A 17,940-nucleotide genomic window follows, 5' to 3' on the forward strand; every position below is an offset into this window, starting at 1 on the left:
TTTTTACAATGTGTATTTTTAGAATGTATAGTTCAATGTGAGAGTGAGAAATTTTGACCTCTAAAATAAATTAATAGTAACTCTTTTTGCTTTCAAGATGAGCTTATGACATTTAAAAACTAACAGCATAATTGAATAACCTAACCATAAATAATTTTTAAAATACTTTAATTTTAATCACCAAAAAGCTCTGACTTATAACCACGTATTATCTATATAATTATAACGGAAGATAGAATATGACTAATTTAATGCGTAAATTTGGGTTCTCAACCCATACTGTAATTCAACTCTTATTTATTACTGCCAATGCACAACTATTATATGCATTTTGGGATCTCAGAAATTCACTTCCCCTCGGGTTTCCTGTTGCAATGGGGATCTCCGATGCACAAGCGGGACAATTATATTCAATGCAAGGCCTAGTGATTCTACTTGGTACTGTCGGATTAGGATGGATAGGAGACCGTTTTAAAGTACGTAACATTATGTTTTTTACTACCTTAGGCGTCGGATTTATTTCTTTATTTATTGCACTAAACTCGCCAGGTCTAAGTATGGGTACCTTATTGCTGTGCTTCTTCTTCATGTTACTGTTAAGTGAAGTATTATTTAAACCTGCAAACTTTAAAGCCGTCAGTCTTTCGACAACTAAAGAACACCAAGGTGTTGCATTTGGTATGTTTGAGTTTGGTCGAGGCTTACTTGCATTTTTATTGAGTTTAGTATGGGCCGCGATGGTTTATTACGAAGCGGATAGCCGAACGATGATGGTAACAGCTTCCATTATTGTATTGGCTACAGCAATCTTAATTTTTCTTGCTGTTTCTAAAGATGCCAAAGTAGGTGATGACTCAGAAAGCGCGGCTTCTGTAAAAGAAGCGGTATCTGGTATTTTTAAAGTGATTAAACTTCCCGTTGTCTGGATCACTGGCTTAAACGTTTTTTGTATCTATGGCACATTCGTGGCGGCTGGCACCTACTTTGGTCGATTCCTTCAAGCCGGTTACGGTACTTCAGCAACCGTTGCCGCCATGTTCGCCTCTGTAGTTATCGCATTACGCATGCTTCCATTGCTATCAACACTATTAGTCACCTTAGCATTTAAATCAACTGCTCATTTCATGCGTTTTATGTCCTTTTTGCTTGCTATCTTGTTATTAACAATAAGTATTCTGTTCTATATGAACCCAACTGCTGTTTCTGACTTCCTGCCAGGACAAGTTCCTGAAGATGTCGTCACACCGACAGTCCGTAATACAATCATGATACTGATGCTATGTGCATCTGCATGTTGCTTTATGATCCGCGGTGTTTATTACGCACCTATTGGCGAGTCAAATATCGACAAAAAAAATGCCTCTGCGGCAATGTCACTCGCTATCACTATTGGCTACCTTCCCGCGCTTTTAGCACCGCTAATTCTAGGTAAAATCATTTATAGCCCACAACTAAATGAACAAGGTAAAATTATTCGAGAAATATTAACACCAACTGATATTATTGGTAGTGTATTCATAGGATTATCAATACTAACTATGATTGCCGCACTATTATCTTGGAAGTTAATTAAAATGAAAAAAGAAATATAATCAACTTGATACATCATCAATTCCCTAAAAGTATTACTTTTGGGGAATTCATTATAAAAATTAGATTTAGAGCGTATCTTATGGTGAATAATAAATTATCTTGTTGGCTAAAATATATTAGCAATAGCACCTCAATCACTGAGCTTAGTATTCCTGGTAGTCACGATGCAATGACAGCGTTGTGTGACAGCCCTCACTACAAAACACAATATTTATCACTTGATGAGCAACTCAATATTGGCGTTCGTTTCTTTGATTTACGAATAACACGTAACTTAGTTGCAGCACATCGAAAATGGATTAGTGATATTGAAGCAAAGACGATTTTTGACCAATTACGTCAATTTTTAATTCAATTTCCCTCGGAATTTATTATTGTTCGCCTACAAAATGCGAATGAAAAAAAAGATGATTTTGAACAATATAAACTCGCCATCCAAACATTTATTACTGGCTATCTCGACGATATTTATACCCCAAAATTAAATCCTGATAAAAATATGCCTAGCTATGATTGGCCAACTATTGGCGAAGTAAGAGGTAAAATTATCGTGATCGAATGTGCTCCTACCTCTTTAAAAGTTTCCTCACTAAATAACCAAAACTGGGCATATAATTGGCATGAAAATGAAAATATTGTGCTGCAAGATAATTGGAACGGCCCTGATATAGATGAAAAACTTAAAGATATTAAAACATTACTAAACCCATTACTAAATTACGATAATAAGTTAATACTCAATCATATTAGTGCGACAAATGGTAACTTAGCAGATCCAATTGCTTATGCTGAAATTATCAATCCAATTATTGCCAATAAACTCAAAAAAATGGAAAGAAGTTCAGGAAAAGGTGTTCTTATTTATGATTTTATTGATGATGAATTAGCTATTAATACGATTAAAGTTAATGTGTTTAACAATGTGTATATAGCTTAATTTTTCACCAAAAATATTTAATACCACAACCCAATTGATACATCAAATATTGAAAATAGTACTATTTTCTCTCTCCCTAAAAGAATTTGATAATGACTCTTAGGGAGAGCTTATTTTTAATAGCCACCATATTTAGTTAATACCATTTTCAGCCACACGTACAAAAGCTTGCCCCGATGGTGATAGCTGACAAAATCCTATAATTAATTCAAACTCAGCCGCAGAGCCGTTTATTTTACGATAACTTATTTTTTCTTCACAAAAACGACTCATACTTTGTGGCACAATTGAAATACCGACCCCCACCGCGACCAATGAAAGGACTGCATGCATGTTATGTGCTTCTTGTACCACTTTAGGAATAAAACCGGCTTGGGTACAGAGCTGAAAAACTTGCATATAAAAGCTGCGCCCCTCATCAATAGGCCAAAATACAAAAGGTAAATCAGCAAGTTGGCTCAACTCAAGAGTTGAATATTCATTTAACGGATGTGCCTTTGGTAATGCTATACACAGCCTATCAAAATCAAATGATTGTTGTTGGATATCATCTGTATTCATTAGTGGTGGAATAACAATACCAATATCTAACTCTTCATTTCTTAATGCGGTAATTTGTGCCGCTGTTGTCGCCTCACGTAATTCCAAATGAATATTGGGATGCAGTAATCTGAATTGATGAATAACATCAGGTAACCTGCCATAAAGTGCACTTCCCACATACCCCAAGCGTATGAATCCTGTACGTCCATTGGCAATATCTTGTGTTGTTGTTACCGCCAGCTTAGCTTGCTTTAATACTATACGAGCTTGGTCTAAAAAATGTTTTCCCGCCGCGGTTAACCCTATTATCCGACTATCACGTTCAATCAGAATCACATTAATATCTTCTTCTAATTTACGAATAGCACTGGTTAATGGAGGCTGCGACATATTTAATTTTTGTGCTGCACGGTGAAAATGCAGTTCCTCTGCAACTGCAACAAACTGTTCCATGACTCTCAGACTTACATTGTTACTATTATAATTCATTACCTTTCCACCTACTTAAAAACACAGTTGATATATTAAATATATCAAAACAAAATAAAATAAATATTATTTATATTAACAATTAGATGGCATGATTCCCTTTATGATATTAAACAAAAGGATATCCAATGATAAATTTTACAGATCAAGTCGTGTTGATAACTGGAGCGGCTCGCGGACTAGGATTATCCTATGCCGAATGCATTGGGCAATTAGGCGCAAAAGTCTATATTCAAGACATTGGTGCTGACACCAATGGCCAAGGTGAAGATATCAATATCGCAGAACAAGCTGCGCAATCATTACAGGCAAAAGGATTAGATATACATGCTATTTCTGGCTCTCTCAGTTCGAGGCAAGGTTGCCACCAACTCATTACTTCCATATTCAATGAATGTGGTCGTATAGATGCCGTCATTCACAATGCAGGCTGGGTAGCTTATCAACCTATTATGGAATTAAGTGAAGATGAATTTGACCGAATGTTATCTATCACGACAAAAGCACCTCTTTGGCTAGCCCAAGCCACTTGGCCATTCATGCAAGCAGCAAATTATGGTCGCATTATCATGACAACTTCATGTCGCGCATTATTTCCTGAATATGCCCAACTAGGTTTAACATCCTACGCCGCAGCAAAAATGGCGGTTGTGGGGATAGTCAATACACTCGCTTTAGAAGGTGAAATGAGTGGAATTTTAATCAACACCGTTTCCCCTGTTGCCAAAACCCGTATGTGGGGAGTGACAGATGAACCTGATGAACTACATCCCGCAGATGTCGCCTTTGGCGTGGCATTTCTTGCCTCTTCAGCTTGTACTGCAACGGGCTGGATTTTAAGAGCCGCTAATGGCCAATTTCATGCTACTAAAGCAAAGGAAGCAGATAATGTTAAATACCCTAGAGATATTCGTGCTGTACAAGCATCTAGCGTACAAGAGGTTTCAGATAACTGGCAAAAAATTGCCATTTTAAATCGAGAACCTCGCTAATGAACCCAATAATAATTGCATCTAATACGCAGGATATTCTTGGAGAGTCGCCAATTTGGAGTTCAACCCGCCAATCACTTGTTTGGGTCGATACCTTAACGGCATGTTTGCATTGTTATGATCCTAAAAATAAGACAACAATCCATCACCCTATGCCTGCTCCACTAAGCTTTATAGCTGAGGAACCGACAGGCGAGCTACTTTTAGGTATCGGCTGTAACCTTGCGCGTTGGCATGAACATTCACCAATACAACAAATTACAACAGCACCCCATAAACAAATGTCTTTTCGTTTAAATGATGGTAAAAAAGATGCAAAGGGCCGATTGTGGTGCGGAATAATTCATGAAAATCTAAATCAAGATTCGGGTTTTCTTTACTGCATAGAAACAGACGGCAGATGGAGAATAGCTGATAAAAATTTCACATTAATTAATGGAATAGCTTGGAGTTTAGATAACAAAACCCTGTTTGTAACCGATTCAATAAAAAGGGTAATTTATGCTTATGACTACATTCTGTCTAGCGGAGAAATTAGTCATAAACGCATTTTTAGCCATTTTCACCCCATTCAAGGTAAACCGGATGGATTAACGATTGGCTCTGATGACTACCTATTAAGCGTACTCTTTGATGGTAGTGCCATTGCTCGCATATCTCCAGATGGAAAACACTGCCAATTAATAAAATTACCGATCCCGCGCCCAACAAGCTGTTGTTTTGATGAAAATGAACAATATTTATACATCACATCTGCACGCTTAGGACTCACACCACAAATGCTACAACAGTTTCCTTTGTCAGGAGCATTATTGAGTATTGATTTAAGCGAATTTCCAATCAAGAGCTAATAAAGGCTATCTTATTAATATATTGATAATTATTATTACTTAGCATCAGAATTTATTTTTTATATAGATAGATATTATTTTTTATTATTCAATTCCTTCTACAACCTCTCCAATACACACACAAACAAATAATTTCGAATACTTATTCATATTTTCCGTTATATAACACTATCTTTATTGTAATAAAATTTAATACTCCCCCATTCACACTGCATTTATATATGAAATAATTATCCATTTAAGAATATTTATTCTTTTAAAGGCATACTTTTCTATTTTTTTCATCATTTTTATAACATAAATATTGTTACAATTCTTGTCACACCTACAACAAATATGAGTAGAAAAACTTATGTATTATATTTTTTTCAAGTAAAAAACTAACAAATCAAATTCCCTTAACAGAATTTTTATCTAAAACAAAACTAAATAACCAACCAAATATATTCAAATTACTCATTATTTATTAATTTTAAATACATTAAACTCTAAAACCCTATTTTTAGTAAGTTTTTCTCATTGATAAGATAAGTTGATTTATTCCCGCCATAGTTATATAAGTAAAATAGATCTCTAAGTTAAATATCACCAATTTTATAATAACTATTTACCAATACAACGATTCAATATCTATGAATATTTATGAATAGCCAAAGGACCCCTAACATGTCAGATAGCTTTCAAAACGAAGTGCCAAAAGCACGCGTTAATATCAAATTAGATTTGCACACAGGTGGTGCACAAAAAAAAGTGGAATTACCACTCAAATTATTATCTGTCGGTGACTACAGTAATGGACAAGATAATCGAGCGCTTTCCGAGCGTGAAAAAATCAACATTAACAAAAACAATTTTGACAGCGTATTAGCTGAATTTACCCCATCAATTAATCTCACGGTTAAAAATACACTTGCCGCCGATGGCACTGAAGAAAGTGTTGCCTTATCTTTCAAAGAGATGAAGGACTTTGAACCTGAGCAAGTTGCTCGCCAAATTCCTCAACTGCGCGCCATGCTCTCTATGCGTAATCTGCTGCGTGACCTTAAGTCAAATTTACTTGATAACGTTACATTTCGCCGTGAACTTGAAAACATCCTCAAAGATCCGGCGCTTAGCGATGAATTACGTGAAGAGTTAGCTCAGCTTGCTCCCAAAAAAGACTAATATTGGATACAACACAGGATTATGCTGATGTCTGTTAATAGTGAAAATACAAATAGTACGACAACAACAGTTCTTGATGACACAATCAATCAAGGCGTTTACGCATCTTTATTCGAAAAAATTAATCTAACACCTGTCGCTGAAATCAGCGATATCAATGCTTTTCAAGATAATGCAGCATTAGCTGATGCAACTACAGATGAACGTGTAACTGTTGCAGTTCAAGTGTTTCTTGACCGTCTAAAATCATCTGGACAAAAAGTTGAACGTTTAGATAGAAACCTACTTGACCATCATATTGCTGAATTAGATAAACAAATTAGTCAGCAACTCGACGAAGTTATGCACCATGCAGACTTCCAAAAAGTAGAATCTACTTGGCGTGGCCTGCGATTCTTAGTTGACCGAACTGATTTTCGTCAAAATGTCAAAATTGAACTGCTTGATATTGCAAAAGATGATTTGCGCCAAGATTTTGAAGATAGCCCTGAAATTATTCAAAGTGGCCTCTATCACCACACTTATATTGCGGAATATGACACCCCAGGTGGTGAACCAATTGCCTCAATGATTTCAAACTATGAGTTTGACCGTAGCCCTCAAGATATTGCTTTACTTAGAAATATTGCGAAAGTATCGGCTTCTGCACACATGCCATTTATTGGTTCTGTGGGACCAAAATTCTTCGGTAAAGATACCATGGAAGAAGTTGCTGCCATTAAAGACATTGGCAACTATTTTGATCGCGCAGAGTACATCAAATGGAAAGCCTTCAGAGATTCCGATGATGCACGCTACATTGGTTTAACCATGCCTCGCGTATTAGGTCGCCTACCTTATGGCCCTGATACCGTTCCTGTTCGCAGTTTTAATTATATCGAAGAAGTGAAAGGCCCTGACCACGAAAAATACCTGTGGACCAATGCGACCTTTGCTTTTGCTGCAAATATGGTAAAAAGTTTTATCAATAATGGTTGGTGCGTCCAAATTCGTGGACCACAGGCAGGCGGAGCAGTAAAAGATTTGCCTATCCATCTGTTTGACTTAGGTACAGGTAGTCAGGTCAAGATCCCATCTGAAGTGATGATCCCTGAAACACGTGAGTTTGAATTCGCAAACCTTGGTTTCATTCCACTGTCTTACTATAAAAATCGTGATTACTCATGCTTTTTCTCCGCTAACTCAGCTCAGAAACCTGCCCTGTACGACACGGCAGATGCAACGGCAAATAGCCGTATTAACTCACGTCTTCCTTACATTTTCTTGCTATCGCGCATCGCTCACTACTTGAAACTAATTCAACGTGAGAATATTGGTACAACCAAAGATAGACGTCTACTTGAGCTAGAATTAAATAATTGGGTTCGTGGCTTAGTAACAGAAATGACCGATCCAGGCGATGATTTACAAGCTTCTCATCCACTGCGTGATGCAAAAGTTGTCGTTGAAGATATCGAAGATAATCCAGGCTTTTTCCGCGTGAAGCTGTATGCCGTACCGCATTTCCAAGTTGAAGGTATGGATGTTGATTTATCCTTAGTTTCACAAATGCCGAAAGCTAAAGCATAAGGATATTCAGGGATGAAGATCTATCGTCCACTGTGGACTGACGGGGCCTTTTTGGCCCCACAACAGTTCCAGCAACAAGCCCGTTGGGATAGCCACGTTGCCGATGTTATCGCAGATATGGCAATGGCTTCTCCTTGGGGGGTTATCAGTACCGAATTTGATGAAAGCGCCCTGACTATTTCAAGGCTCAGTGCCCAAAAAATGGTCGTCCGTTTTCCAGATGGAACACTGATTGATTCCACTCTTGCTGATAACCTTCCTCCAGTCGTAGAGTTAAGCCAATACTCAGAGCACCAAATACTGGAGGTCGTTCTGGCACTTCCGTTACTGTTAGCTAACGGAGGGAACTTAATCCCTGAAGAAAGTACAGACAGACCTCGCCGTTTCTGCCAAGAGTGGGTCAAAGTACAAGACCTTGTCGGTCATGAACAGACCGACATTGCCGTATTACGCCATACCGTAAGCCTTCGTTTTGCTCAAGATGAAAACAGCGCTTACATCACTTGCCCTGTGGCTAGGCTCATCCGTAATACACATGGCGCGTGGATGTTCGACCCCTCGTTTATTCCGCCCTTATTGTCTTGTCATAGCAATTCAGCATTAATCACATTATTAACGGAGTTTATGCATCGATTGGTGGCCAAACGCCGTCGCTTAATGACTTTGCGCCGTGAAAGTAATGAAAAAATGGCTGACTTTGCCGTTGCAGATGTATCATTGTTTTGGCTGCTTAATGCGATCAACAGTGCAGAACCTGTATTAAATGAACTCATGTCTGCACTGAGTCGTCATCCTGAGCTTTTATATCGAGAACTCGCACGCCTTGCGGGAAGTTTGTTGACTTTCTCACTTAATCATCAAATGGAAGATATTCCAGCTTATCAGCATGATAAACCCGAGCGGGTTTTTCCGCCGTTGTTTACCTTACTGAACTCGCTACTGGAAGCCAGCCTACCATCACGTATCGTCACGATCGACTTGCTTAAAGAAGGGCCTTTTTGGAAAGGCGAACTTCATGACGGCCGCTTGCGTGAAGATGCCGATTTTTATTTATCAGTTCGTTCTTCACTGCCGACGCATCTGTTAGCAACGCAATTCCCACTACTTTGTAAAGCAGGAAGTGCAGATGATGTCGCTGACGTGGTGAATGTTGCTCTCAATGGTATTCCGCTGCGGGCTCTGACTCATGTCCCGACAGCACTCCCACTACGCTTGGAGAATCAATACTTTGCCCTTGATATGGATAACCCAGCAGGCAAGTCCATGCTAGATTCAGGGCACTGTGCATTTTATGTACCGGGCACATTAGGGGAGATTCAACTTGAACTCTTTGCGGTGCTTCGCTCATGAACAATACATCCTCTAGCCAACAAACAGTTGATATGATTTTTGCCGATACTTGGCTCATGGTCTGCCAACTGCATCAAGGCACCGCTATTTCCAATGGTGAAGCCTTTTATCGCAGAGTCTGTCAGCTCATTGACGAAACCCGCCAGCGCTTAGTTGAACAAGGCTACAATGAGTCCGCTATTGACCACATGCAATATGCTCAATGTGCCTTAATTGACGAAAGCGTGATGAATCGAGCAACATCCGATGACGGTTATCAAACGTGGATCCAATCACCACTTCAAGCACGCTATTTCAACACATTAGAAGCAGGTGACAAACTGTGGGATCGCTTACGTGGTCTATTAACTGAAACTGCGCCAAATAGAGATGTCCTGCTGTGTTTTCATCGTGTTCTCACACTAGGATTTGTCGGTAAATTTCGCCAAGCTAATGATCCTGAACGCGAACGTATTGTCGCTCAGCTCAATACACAACTGCCGGACTATGCGCTTTCATCAGAGTTACCCCTTGTTGTAAAACCTAAACTGCGCTTCAGTCGCCGTCGTCTATATTGGCTCGGCTGGGTTGGCGGAGTGCTATTTTTAGCGGCTCTCTGGTGGGGATTCTCTGCTTCATTAGAGCATTTATTGCAACAATGGATGACGCAAGGACAGTAATGCAAAATCCAATAAAACCCTTGATAACACTTTTTGCAACCGGATTGTTTCTTTGGCTATTGTGGGGATTTTGGTCGCTAGGACAAACTGTCTCGATATTTATCACAGTTCTGGTGCTAATTCTCACGTGTGGAGGATTGCTCTGGCGCTATAAACAACAATCTCTCACGACTGAAAAATATACCATTGAGGCGCTGCCTTCTGATGATTATCGAGGGGCGGTAGTGCTAGTCTGTGGGCAGTCTCAAGCACTATTTCCTGATGGTATAAACCATCGTGAAACGGCGCAGGGTTGGTATATTCACGTTGCAACGCCAGCTGAGCTTATTCGCTTAGTTGAAACCTTAGCTGAACATACCCCTTCCCTGCTAGAACAGCTATCTGTTTTATTTGCTGTTTTGCCAGAGCAAATCACCCAGCAAGAAGTTTTAACACAAACCATGCTTAATTGGCGTCGAGCAATGGGCGAGAGCCGTCAAAAAGCAGGGAAAAACTTACCACTTTGGATAACAATATATCTATCTGCGCCGAATAAACTATCTGTACTAAATAAACTATCTACACCGAATAAACAAAGTACCGAACTAATTACGGATAATGAAGCGGGTCCTTGGCTAACATTATTAAGCCATCAACGTGAATTTCAAGTTGAGCGAGAAGGTGTTGTTGCTGAACCACTTTCCTTATGGTTGTCTTCCCATGGCAGCAACGCCGAACAACAGCTGCAAACTGCACTATGGTTTGATCTTTTACTCGACTGGTTGCATCAAATTTTCACCCCCCAGCTCACGGCTGCACAAACAGGTACCCCGATACTGACCCCATCTGCATGGGCAGTACAATGGATTGCGGTAGATAGCCAACCCAATAATATCTGGCAACAGTTTATTCAAGAAAAAACAACGTTACCGCTTATCGATTCGACTCAATCTGTTGATTTGCTTCCGTTACCCGATGTCATGCTCCGCCGATTACATCACGATACAAGCCTAAGCCGAAGCGAGCGCTTAGTCGGTATTATTGGCCTAATTTGTGGGATATTTCTGGTTGGCGCTCTCAGTGGAAGTTATCAACATAACCGCCAGCTTATTCGCCATACTGGGGAAGATGCAACCCGTTTTCAGCAACTACCTGAGCTACCACTTACGCCAAAACTAACCGCATATCAGCAACTACAAAACGATGCGGCCCAACTTGCTCGTTGGGAGCGTGAAGGGATTCCTACTGCATATTCGCTAGCGCTATATCAAGGGGAACACTTACTGCCGTATTTGCATATGGTACTTGCCAGTTGGTCACCCCCTACACTTCCTGAACCTTCAGCACCAACAATTGTTCAAGCAGCCCCTGAAATGGTCTCTCTTGATAGCTTAGCTTTATTTGATGTCGGCCAATACACGCTTAAAACAAGTGCAACCAAAGTATTAGTCGATGCATTAATTAATATCCGAGCAAAACCAGGGTGGCTCATTGTGGTTTCAGGCTATACCGATAACACCGGCAGTGCAGAGCTAAATCAAAAATTATCCCTAAAACGGGCCGAATCAGTGCGTGATTGGATGATAGAGACTAGCGACATCAACCCGACCTGTTTTGCCGTACAAGGTTATGGGCACAACCACCCTATTGCTGATAACGACACACAAAAAGGACGCGCAAGCAACCGACGAGTCGAAATTCGTTTGATGCCACAAGCAGATGCATGTCAGGCATCAAACACACAAACCGTGCCATCGACGGAAGATGGCACACATTCCACTGTTAAGGAGAAGTAATTATGGCAATTCCAGTTTATTTATGGCTGAAGGATGATGGCGGAGCTGAAATTAAAGGTTCGGTGAATGTACAAGACCGCGAAGGCAGCATCGAGATCGTCGCACAGGACCATAGCCTATACATCCCTACGGATAACAATACCGGTAAATTAACCGGTACGCGTATCCATACACCATTTATTTTTGTGAAAGAAATCGATGCATCTAGCCCATACCTGTATAAGGCTGTGACTACTGGTCAAACTCTCAAAGAAGCTGAGTTCAAATGGTACCGCATCGATGACGCGGGTCAAGAAGTTGAATATTTCAACACTAAACTTGAGAACGTGAAAGTTGTGAAAGTCGCACCAAAAATGCACAACATCAAAGATCCAAGTAAAGAAAAACATAACCACCTTGAAGAAATCGAGCTGCGTTATGAAAAAATCACTTGGACTTACAAAGACGGCAACATCATTCATTCTGATTCTTGGAATGAACGCGCTACCGCTTAATGTATCCATGCAGGCGCTTGTCGCCTGCTTTTTTATTGTTAATACAACCGCTTAATCCATCTTCCCACAATAATTCAAATGACAGATGGGCAGCAAACAATGCTATCTCGATGAATATCAATAAGTTAAATCATTCGAGTAACACACGCAGCCAACACAGCGGTCATTTGAAATATAAAAGGGATAGCCTTATGAACCTCGGCAACGGTTAGGGGCGGTAGCGTGCCTAAACGACATCCCATCAAGCCGATACACCGTTTTTAAAATACGAGAGAGAGAATATGGACAATTCATCCGTTATGCTATTACGCCGCTTAAACCCTTACTGTGCCAGCGCATTAGAAGCCGCCGCCTCCTTGTGCCAGACTCGCGCTCATGCGGAAGTGACGATTGAACATTGGCTCCTCAAAATTTTGGAACTCGGTGAAAGCGATATTACCGTATTGGCAAGGCGCTATGAATGGGATATGAGCAGCCTTTGGCAAAGTCTACTCACTCACATAGACAACCTTCCTCGCTCAGTACGTAGTCGTCCACAATTATCAAAATCGCTACTTCATTTAATTCAGCAAGCTTGGGTTATTGCTTCACTGGATGAAGATATCGAACACATTCGCAGTGTTCATTTGTTATCCGCCATGGTTAAACAGCCCAACTTAGTACCAAACGATGCTATGTGGCCACTCATGACGCTAGGCACTACGCAACTTCAGCGTTTACGACCTCTCCTTGATGCACAATCGGATGAGCGCCCTGAAGTTCAGCAACTCGCCGCGCACAATAGTGCATCACATTCATCACATAGTGAAAGTGATGCGGCTTTAACGTCAGAAAATAGCGGCTCCAGTGATAATGCGATTATTGGCAATTCGCTCAACGACGCTCTGCTCGCCGTTCTAAATAAATTCACCATAGACGTTACGGAAAAAGCGCGTGAAGGAGCTATTGACCCCGTCTTTGGTCGCGATGACGAAATTCGTCAAATGGTCGATATTCTGTCTCGCCGTCGTAAAAACAACCCTATTTTAGTGGGTGAACCCGGAGTAGGAAAGACCGCGCTTGTGGAAGGATTAGCACTACGCATCGCCGAAGGCAATGTTCCTGCTAGTTTACAAACTACCTCATTGCGTACCTTAGATTTGGGCCTCTTACAGGCAGGTGCAGGCGTCAAAGGGGAGTTTGAACAACGTCTTAAAAATGTGATTGAAGCCGTACAACAATCACCCACTCCAATTCTTTTGTTTATCGATGAAGCCCATACCATTATCGGCGCAGGCAATCAGGCCGGCGGTGCTGATGCAGCAAACTTACTAAAACCGGCGCTGGCACGAGGTGAATTACGCACAATCGCCGCGACAACTTGGTCTGAATATAAACAATACTTCGAACGCGATGCGGCACTTGAGCGTCGTTTTCAGGTAGTCAAAGTTGATGAGCCTGATGATGAAAAAGCCTTTTTAATGCTACGTGGATTAAAATCACGCTATGCCAAATACCATGGTGTGCATATCACTGATGACGCAGTTAAAGCCGCGGTTACACTATCTCGTCGCTATCTCACAGGCCGCCAACTTCCTGATAAAGCAGTTGATTTATTAGATACTGCCAGTGCGCGGATTAGAATGAGCCTTGATACACTGCCAGAAGAGTTGACCCGCTTAAAAGCCAAACGCAACGCACTTGAATTAGAACAACAAGCCATACTTGATGATATTGCGATTGGCAATATAGACAACCAAAGCACACTAGCTGAATTAGTCACCCAAGACGCCCAAATTGCTAGCCAATTATTTCAACTCGAACAACGCTTCGAACAAGAAAAAACGCTTATTACTGAGTTATTAGCCCATCGTCGCGACGGATTAGACGTCTCAGAGATACAAACACAACTCGAAATATTGCAACAAACCGCGCCATTAATTAATCCTGATGTCGACGTTCGCACCGTGGCAACAGTGATTGCCGATTGGACTGGCGTGCCGCTTTCAAGTCTATTAAAAGATGAACAAACAGGATTATTGCAATTAGAATCGGCACTTAGCCAGCGCGTTGTTGGGCAAGAAAGCCCACTATTATCCCTTGCACAACGTTTACGTGCAGCGAGAACGGGCTTAGCCTCTGAAAATGGCCCGCAAGGCGTATTCTTGCTCGTCGGCCCAAGTGGTATCGGGAAAACCGAAACTGCTCTTGCCCTAGCTGATGAACTGTTTGGTGGTGAAAAAGCATTAATTACCATCAACATGTCAGAATACCAAGAAGCACATACCGTTAGCCAACTCAAAGGCTCTCCTCCGGGCTATGTCGGATATGGTCAAGGGGGAATTTTAACCGAAGCCGTTCGCAAACGCCCTTATAGCGTTGTTCTTCTTGATGAGGTCGAAAAAGCCCATCGCGATGTCCTCAACCTCTTTTATCAAGTCTTTGACCGCGGTTTTATGCGTGATGGTGAAGGCCGTGAAATTGATTTTCGTAATACCGTTATCTTGATGACAGCCAATCTAGGCAGTGATTTGTTAATGCAACAACTTGAAGAACAACCTGAAACCAGCGACAGTGAGCTTCATGAAGTGTTACGCCCAACGTTACGCGACCACTTCCAACCTGCACTACTCGCCCGTTTCCAAACGCTGATTTATCGCCCTCTTGGCCCTGTTGCTCTGCGCAAAATTGTCGAGATGAAACTCAGTAGCGTGATTAAGCGTCTCTATACTCACTACCGTCTCACAGGTGTCATTGAAGAAGCGCTATATGACACATTGGTGAGTGCTTGCCTACTTCCTGACAGTGGTGCTCGTAATATTGACAGCTTGCTTAATCAACAAATACTGCCGGTTCTCAGCCAGCAATTATTAATGCGTCAAGCCAATCAACAACAAGCCACCACTCTCACTTTAGATTATAGCGAAGAAGACGGGATCACGTTGAGTTTTACGGGTGAGATTGATGCGTTACCTGAATCAAATAATGGCATATTGGAGACTAATTCATGAGCTTAATTGATACCGCAAAATCCTTACTTCAGGGTCAAAACCGTTATCGTCTTGAAGTACAAGGTTGTAGCGAACTGTTAGATGTTGAACATTTCACTGGGCGCGAAGCCATCAGCGATACCTATCGTTACCAAATCACGTTTACCAGTACCGCTCAAGATTTATTACCACAGCAACTGTTGCGACGTAGTGCTAGCCTCACTTTCGCTCCTCCAGTTGATTCACTCATCGGGCTAGCCACACAACCTACGATAGCAAAGCGCGTTCACGGTACAGTTACCGACTTTCGACGTTTATCTGGCTCTGCGGATGAAGCCCGTTACCAGTTAGTGATTGAACCTTTTTTTGCATTACTTCGCCATGAAATGCGTTCTCATCGTTTCTTTATCAACCAATCTATTCCTGAAGTGGTTGAGCAGATCCTGCGAGAACACAATTTTAAAGGTTGGGAGTTTGAATTTAACTTAGATAAAACCTATCCCAAGCGCGAACAAATTAACCAAATCAATGAAAGTGACAAACAATTTATAGAGCGCTTGCTCAGTGAAATCGGTGTTTTTTACAGTTTCCGATTACAAGATGAAACCCAAACTGAAGTTATTCATTTTACCGACAGCCAGCGTGGCTATGTATATGATAAAACACTGCCGCTCAATAGCCCGTCAGGCTTGAATGATAACCATGCTGACAGTGTTTGGGGGTTATCGTTACGCCATCAGGTGGTCGAAAACAATGTCTTTGCCAAAGATTATAATCACCGTTTAGCGGAAGATACGCTTATCTCTGCGGTTGCAGACATGACGCGTGGTGATGGCCAAGAAATAAACTATGGTGACGTTTATCATTACCAAGCCCGTCACCTTACCCGTGGTGATAAACTGCACCCAGAAACAGAAACGGCCAACTTTTGGGCGCGCCTTGACCATGAGCGCTTCCTCACTCGTCAAACGCTTTTACGTGGGGAAAGTAGTGCGGCTGATTTGATGCCATTACTCGTACTTAGTATCAAAGACAACTCACTAACCTCAACATTACCTTCAGTCTATAAAACCCCTATTTTACTCACTCGACTACGTTTTACAGCAAGTCGCGACAAAGCCTTAACTGTACGTTTTGATGCAGTTCCCTACACAGAAGCGTTGTGTTGGCGTCCTGTGCTCAAGCCACGTCCAGTCATTGCGGGCACATTAATGGCCCGAGTCACGAGCGTCAAAGAAAATGATATCTACGCCCATCAAAATGAGCATGGTTTTTATTGGGTAAAATTCGATGCTGACCGTGATGACAAAGCAAAAGGCTACGAAAGTATGCCTGTGCGCCTCGCAAAACCTTATGCGGGCGATACCTACGGTATGCATTTCCCACTCATTCAAGGCACTGAAGTTGCCATTGCATTCCATGAAGGCGACCCAGACCGCCCCTATATTGCCCATGCCCTACATGATTCACGCCACCCTGATCACATCACTGATAAAAATAACACCCGCAATATTATTCGCACACCGGCGAATAACAAATTACGCATGGAAGATAAACGCGGCGAAGAACATATTAAGATCAGCACCGAGTATGGCGGTAAGACGCAACTCAACTTAGGGCATTTAGTTGATAGCTCAAGAGAAAAACGCGGTGATGGTTTTGAATTACGCACCGATAGCTGGGGTGCAATTCGTGCCGGTAAAGGGTTGTTTATCAGTACCGATAAGCAAGACAAGGCCGGCGGTGATGTGCTGGCGATGGAACAGGCGATTGCTCAGCTAAAACAAGCTCAGCAGCTCACCGAATCCCTTAAAGAAGCCGCCAATGTTGCAAAGGCTGAACTTGCTGATTTACAAACGCAAAATACGCTTTTATCTGAAACACTTAACGAACTCAAGCAATCTGCATTGCTTGTTTCCTCTCCAGAAGGCATTGCACATACCTCACCTAAAAGTATTCAAATTTCTTCTGGTGAAAATATTATCAGCACCGCACAAAATAGCGCTGACTTTAGTATTGCTAAAAAATTCACTGTTGCAGCAGGTGAGATTATTAGTTTATTCGCGCAAAAATTAGGAATTAAAATCTTTGCAAACCAAGGGAAAGTCGCTATCGAAGCTCAACATGATGAAATGTCATTAGATGCATTGAAAGATTTGAGCATCAGTAGCCATGATGGCAAAGTGATCATCAAAGCTAAAAAAGAAATTATTCTAACGAGTGGTGGCGGTTACATCCGAATTGCTGACGGTACGGTCGAGTGTGCTGCGCCTGATAAAATCATTGAACGCGGTGCGGTTTGGCAAAAATTTGGCGGTAAAAGCATGAATGAAGCGATGCAATCATGGGAAAGCTCTGAGTTTGCGATTAATCCACAGCTCGTTAATATCATAGACGATCAACCCGTTGATTTATCACACCCTGTTGGCATTATCGCAGAGGGAACTAAAAGCGCGAGTTCTAGCGATGCATCAGGGATTTTAGCTGAGCGAAAAGGTTTAGGGCTAGACGGATTAAAAATTGACCTTAACGATAAAAAATAACCATAGTAAAGT

13 protein-coding genes are annotated in these 17,940 nt (G+C 41.4%); 12 read left to right on the plus strand and 1 reads right to left on the minus strand.

The features are described 5' to 3' along the window. Window positions 1-239 precede the first annotated feature (239 nt). Window positions 240-1,592: an MFS transporter gene (locus tag ACTH6U_RS12825; RefSeq protein WP_441832343.1), complete on the plus strand. Its 1,353-nt coding sequence runs from the start codon at window positions 240-242 to the stop codon at window positions 1,590-1,592. Window positions 1,593-1,672: 80 nt separating this feature from the next. Then, the gene (locus tag ACTH6U_RS12830) at window positions 1,673-2,530 is read left to right on the plus strand and encodes a phosphatidylinositol-specific phospholipase C domain-containing protein (RefSeq protein ID WP_294350975.1); all 858 of its coding nucleotides are present in this window, start codon (window positions 1,673-1,675) and stop codon (window positions 2,528-2,530) included. A 132-nt stretch (window positions 2,531-2,662) separates the two neighbouring features. Here ACTH6U_RS12830 and ACTH6U_RS12835 read toward each other — a convergent pair whose 3' ends face one another. Continuing rightward, entirely contained in the window at window positions 2,663-3,562 is a 900-nt protein-coding gene (locus ACTH6U_RS12835) for a LysR family transcriptional regulator (RefSeq protein ID WP_441832344.1), read from the minus strand. A 128-nt stretch (window positions 3,563-3,690) separates the two neighbouring features. On the opposite strand from ACTH6U_RS12835, the gene ACTH6U_RS12840 reads away from it, so the two are divergent. The 10 genes from ACTH6U_RS12840 (at window position 3,691) to ACTH6U_RS12885 (ending at window position 17,928) form a co-directional block, all read left to right on the plus strand. Beyond that, entirely contained in the window at window positions 3,691-4,554 is an 864-nt protein-coding gene (locus ACTH6U_RS12840; protein WP_441832345.1) for an SDR family NAD(P)-dependent oxidoreductase, read from the plus strand. Continuing rightward, complete coding sequence (locus ACTH6U_RS12845) at window positions 4,554-5,405, plus strand: SMP-30/gluconolactonase/LRE family protein (RefSeq protein WP_441832346.1); 852 nt, start codon at window positions 4,554-4,556, stop codon at window positions 5,403-5,405. Before ACTH6U_RS12840 ends, ACTH6U_RS12845 begins: the two co-directional genes overlap by 1 nt. Before the next feature lie 666 nt (window positions 5,406-6,071). Continuing rightward, complete coding sequence (tssB, locus tag ACTH6U_RS12850; protein WP_441832347.1) at window positions 6,072-6,569, plus strand: type VI secretion system contractile sheath small subunit; 498 nt, start codon at window positions 6,072-6,074, stop codon at window positions 6,567-6,569. A gap of 21 nt (window positions 6,570-6,590) precedes the next feature. After that, a complete protein-coding gene (tssC, locus tag ACTH6U_RS12855) occupies window positions 6,591-8,138 on the plus strand; it encodes a type VI secretion system contractile sheath large subunit (RefSeq protein WP_441832348.1) in 1,548 nt (515 codons plus the stop codon). Window positions 8,139-8,150: 12 nt separating this feature from the next. Then, window positions 8,151-9,488, plus strand: coding sequence for a type VI secretion system baseplate subunit TssK (tssK, locus tag ACTH6U_RS12860; protein WP_441832349.1), 1,338 nt, complete (start codon window positions 8,151-8,153; stop codon window positions 9,486-9,488). Beyond that, the gene (gene tssL, locus ACTH6U_RS12865) at window positions 9,485-10,147 is read left to right on the plus strand and encodes a type VI secretion system protein TssL, short form (RefSeq protein ID WP_441832350.1); all 663 of its coding nucleotides are present in this window, start codon (window positions 9,485-9,487) and stop codon (window positions 10,145-10,147) included. Before tssK ends, tssL begins: the two co-directional genes overlap by 4 nt. After that, window positions 10,147-11,922, plus strand: a complete 1,776-nt coding sequence (locus tag ACTH6U_RS12870) for an OmpA family protein (RefSeq protein ID WP_441832351.1) — start codon at window positions 10,147-10,149, stop codon at window positions 11,920-11,922. The genes tssL and ACTH6U_RS12870 overlap by 1 nt, the downstream gene beginning before the upstream one ends. A 2-nt stretch (window positions 11,923-11,924) precedes the next feature. Beyond that, window positions 11,925-12,416, plus strand: a complete 492-nt coding sequence (locus ACTH6U_RS12875; RefSeq protein ID WP_441832352.1) for an Hcp family type VI secretion system effector — start codon at window positions 11,925-11,927, stop codon at window positions 12,414-12,416. Between the two features lie 281 nt (window positions 12,417-12,697). Then, window positions 12,698-15,406 (plus strand): type VI secretion system ATPase TssH, encoded by a 2,709-nt coding sequence (tssH, locus tag ACTH6U_RS12880; RefSeq protein WP_441832353.1) that lies wholly within the window; start codon window positions 12,698-12,700, stop codon window positions 15,404-15,406. Further along, complete coding sequence (locus ACTH6U_RS12885) at window positions 15,403-17,928, plus strand: type VI secretion system Vgr family protein (protein WP_441832354.1); 2,526 nt, start codon at window positions 15,403-15,405, stop codon at window positions 17,926-17,928. The genes tssH and ACTH6U_RS12885 overlap by 4 nt, the downstream gene beginning before the upstream one ends. The last annotated feature ends 12 nt before the right edge of the window (window positions 17,929-17,940 follow it).

The organism is Providencia sp., from assembly GCF_052096715.1.
GTDB lineage: Bacteria > Pseudomonadota > Gammaproteobacteria > Enterobacterales > Enterobacteriaceae > Providencia.

Bases quoted from the DNA above. Each gene is read 5' to 3' on its own strand.
- ACTH6U_RS12825 (WP_441832343.1), top strand. From the start codon at position 240: ATGACTAATTTAATGCGTAAATTTGGGTTCTCAACCCATACTGTAATT.
- ACTH6U_RS12830 (WP_294350975.1), top strand. From the start codon at position 1,673: ATGGTGAATAATAAATTATCTTGTTGGCTAAAATATATTAGCAATAGC.
- ACTH6U_RS12835 (WP_441832344.1), bottom strand. From the start codon at position 3,562: ATGAATTATAATAGTAACAATGTAAGTCTGAGAGTCATGGAACAGTTT.
- ACTH6U_RS12840 (WP_441832345.1), top strand. From the start codon at position 3,691: ATGATAAATTTTACAGATCAAGTCGTGTTGATAACTGGAGCGGCTCGC.
- ACTH6U_RS12845 (WP_441832346.1), top strand. From the start codon at position 4,554: ATGAACCCAATAATAATTGCATCTAATACGCAGGATATTCTTGGAGAG.
- tssB (WP_441832347.1), top strand. From the start codon at position 6,072: ATGTCAGATAGCTTTCAAAACGAAGTGCCAAAAGCACGCGTTAATATC.
- tssC (WP_441832348.1), top strand. From the start codon at position 6,591: ATGCTGATGTCTGTTAATAGTGAAAATACAAATAGTACGACAACAACA.
- tssK (WP_441832349.1), top strand. From the start codon at position 8,151: ATGAAGATCTATCGTCCACTGTGGACTGACGGGGCCTTTTTGGCCCCA.
- tssL (WP_441832350.1), top strand. From the start codon at position 9,485: ATGAACAATACATCCTCTAGCCAACAAACAGTTGATATGATTTTTGCC.
- ACTH6U_RS12870 (WP_441832351.1), top strand. From the start codon at position 10,147: ATGCAAAATCCAATAAAACCCTTGATAACACTTTTTGCAACCGGATTG.
- ACTH6U_RS12875 (WP_441832352.1), top strand. From the start codon at position 11,925: ATGGCAATTCCAGTTTATTTATGGCTGAAGGATGATGGCGGAGCTGAA.
- tssH (WP_441832353.1), top strand. From the start codon at position 12,698: ATGGACAATTCATCCGTTATGCTATTACGCCGCTTAAACCCTTACTGT.
- ACTH6U_RS12885 (WP_441832354.1), top strand. From the start codon at position 15,403: ATGAGCTTAATTGATACCGCAAAATCCTTACTTCAGGGTCAAAACCGT.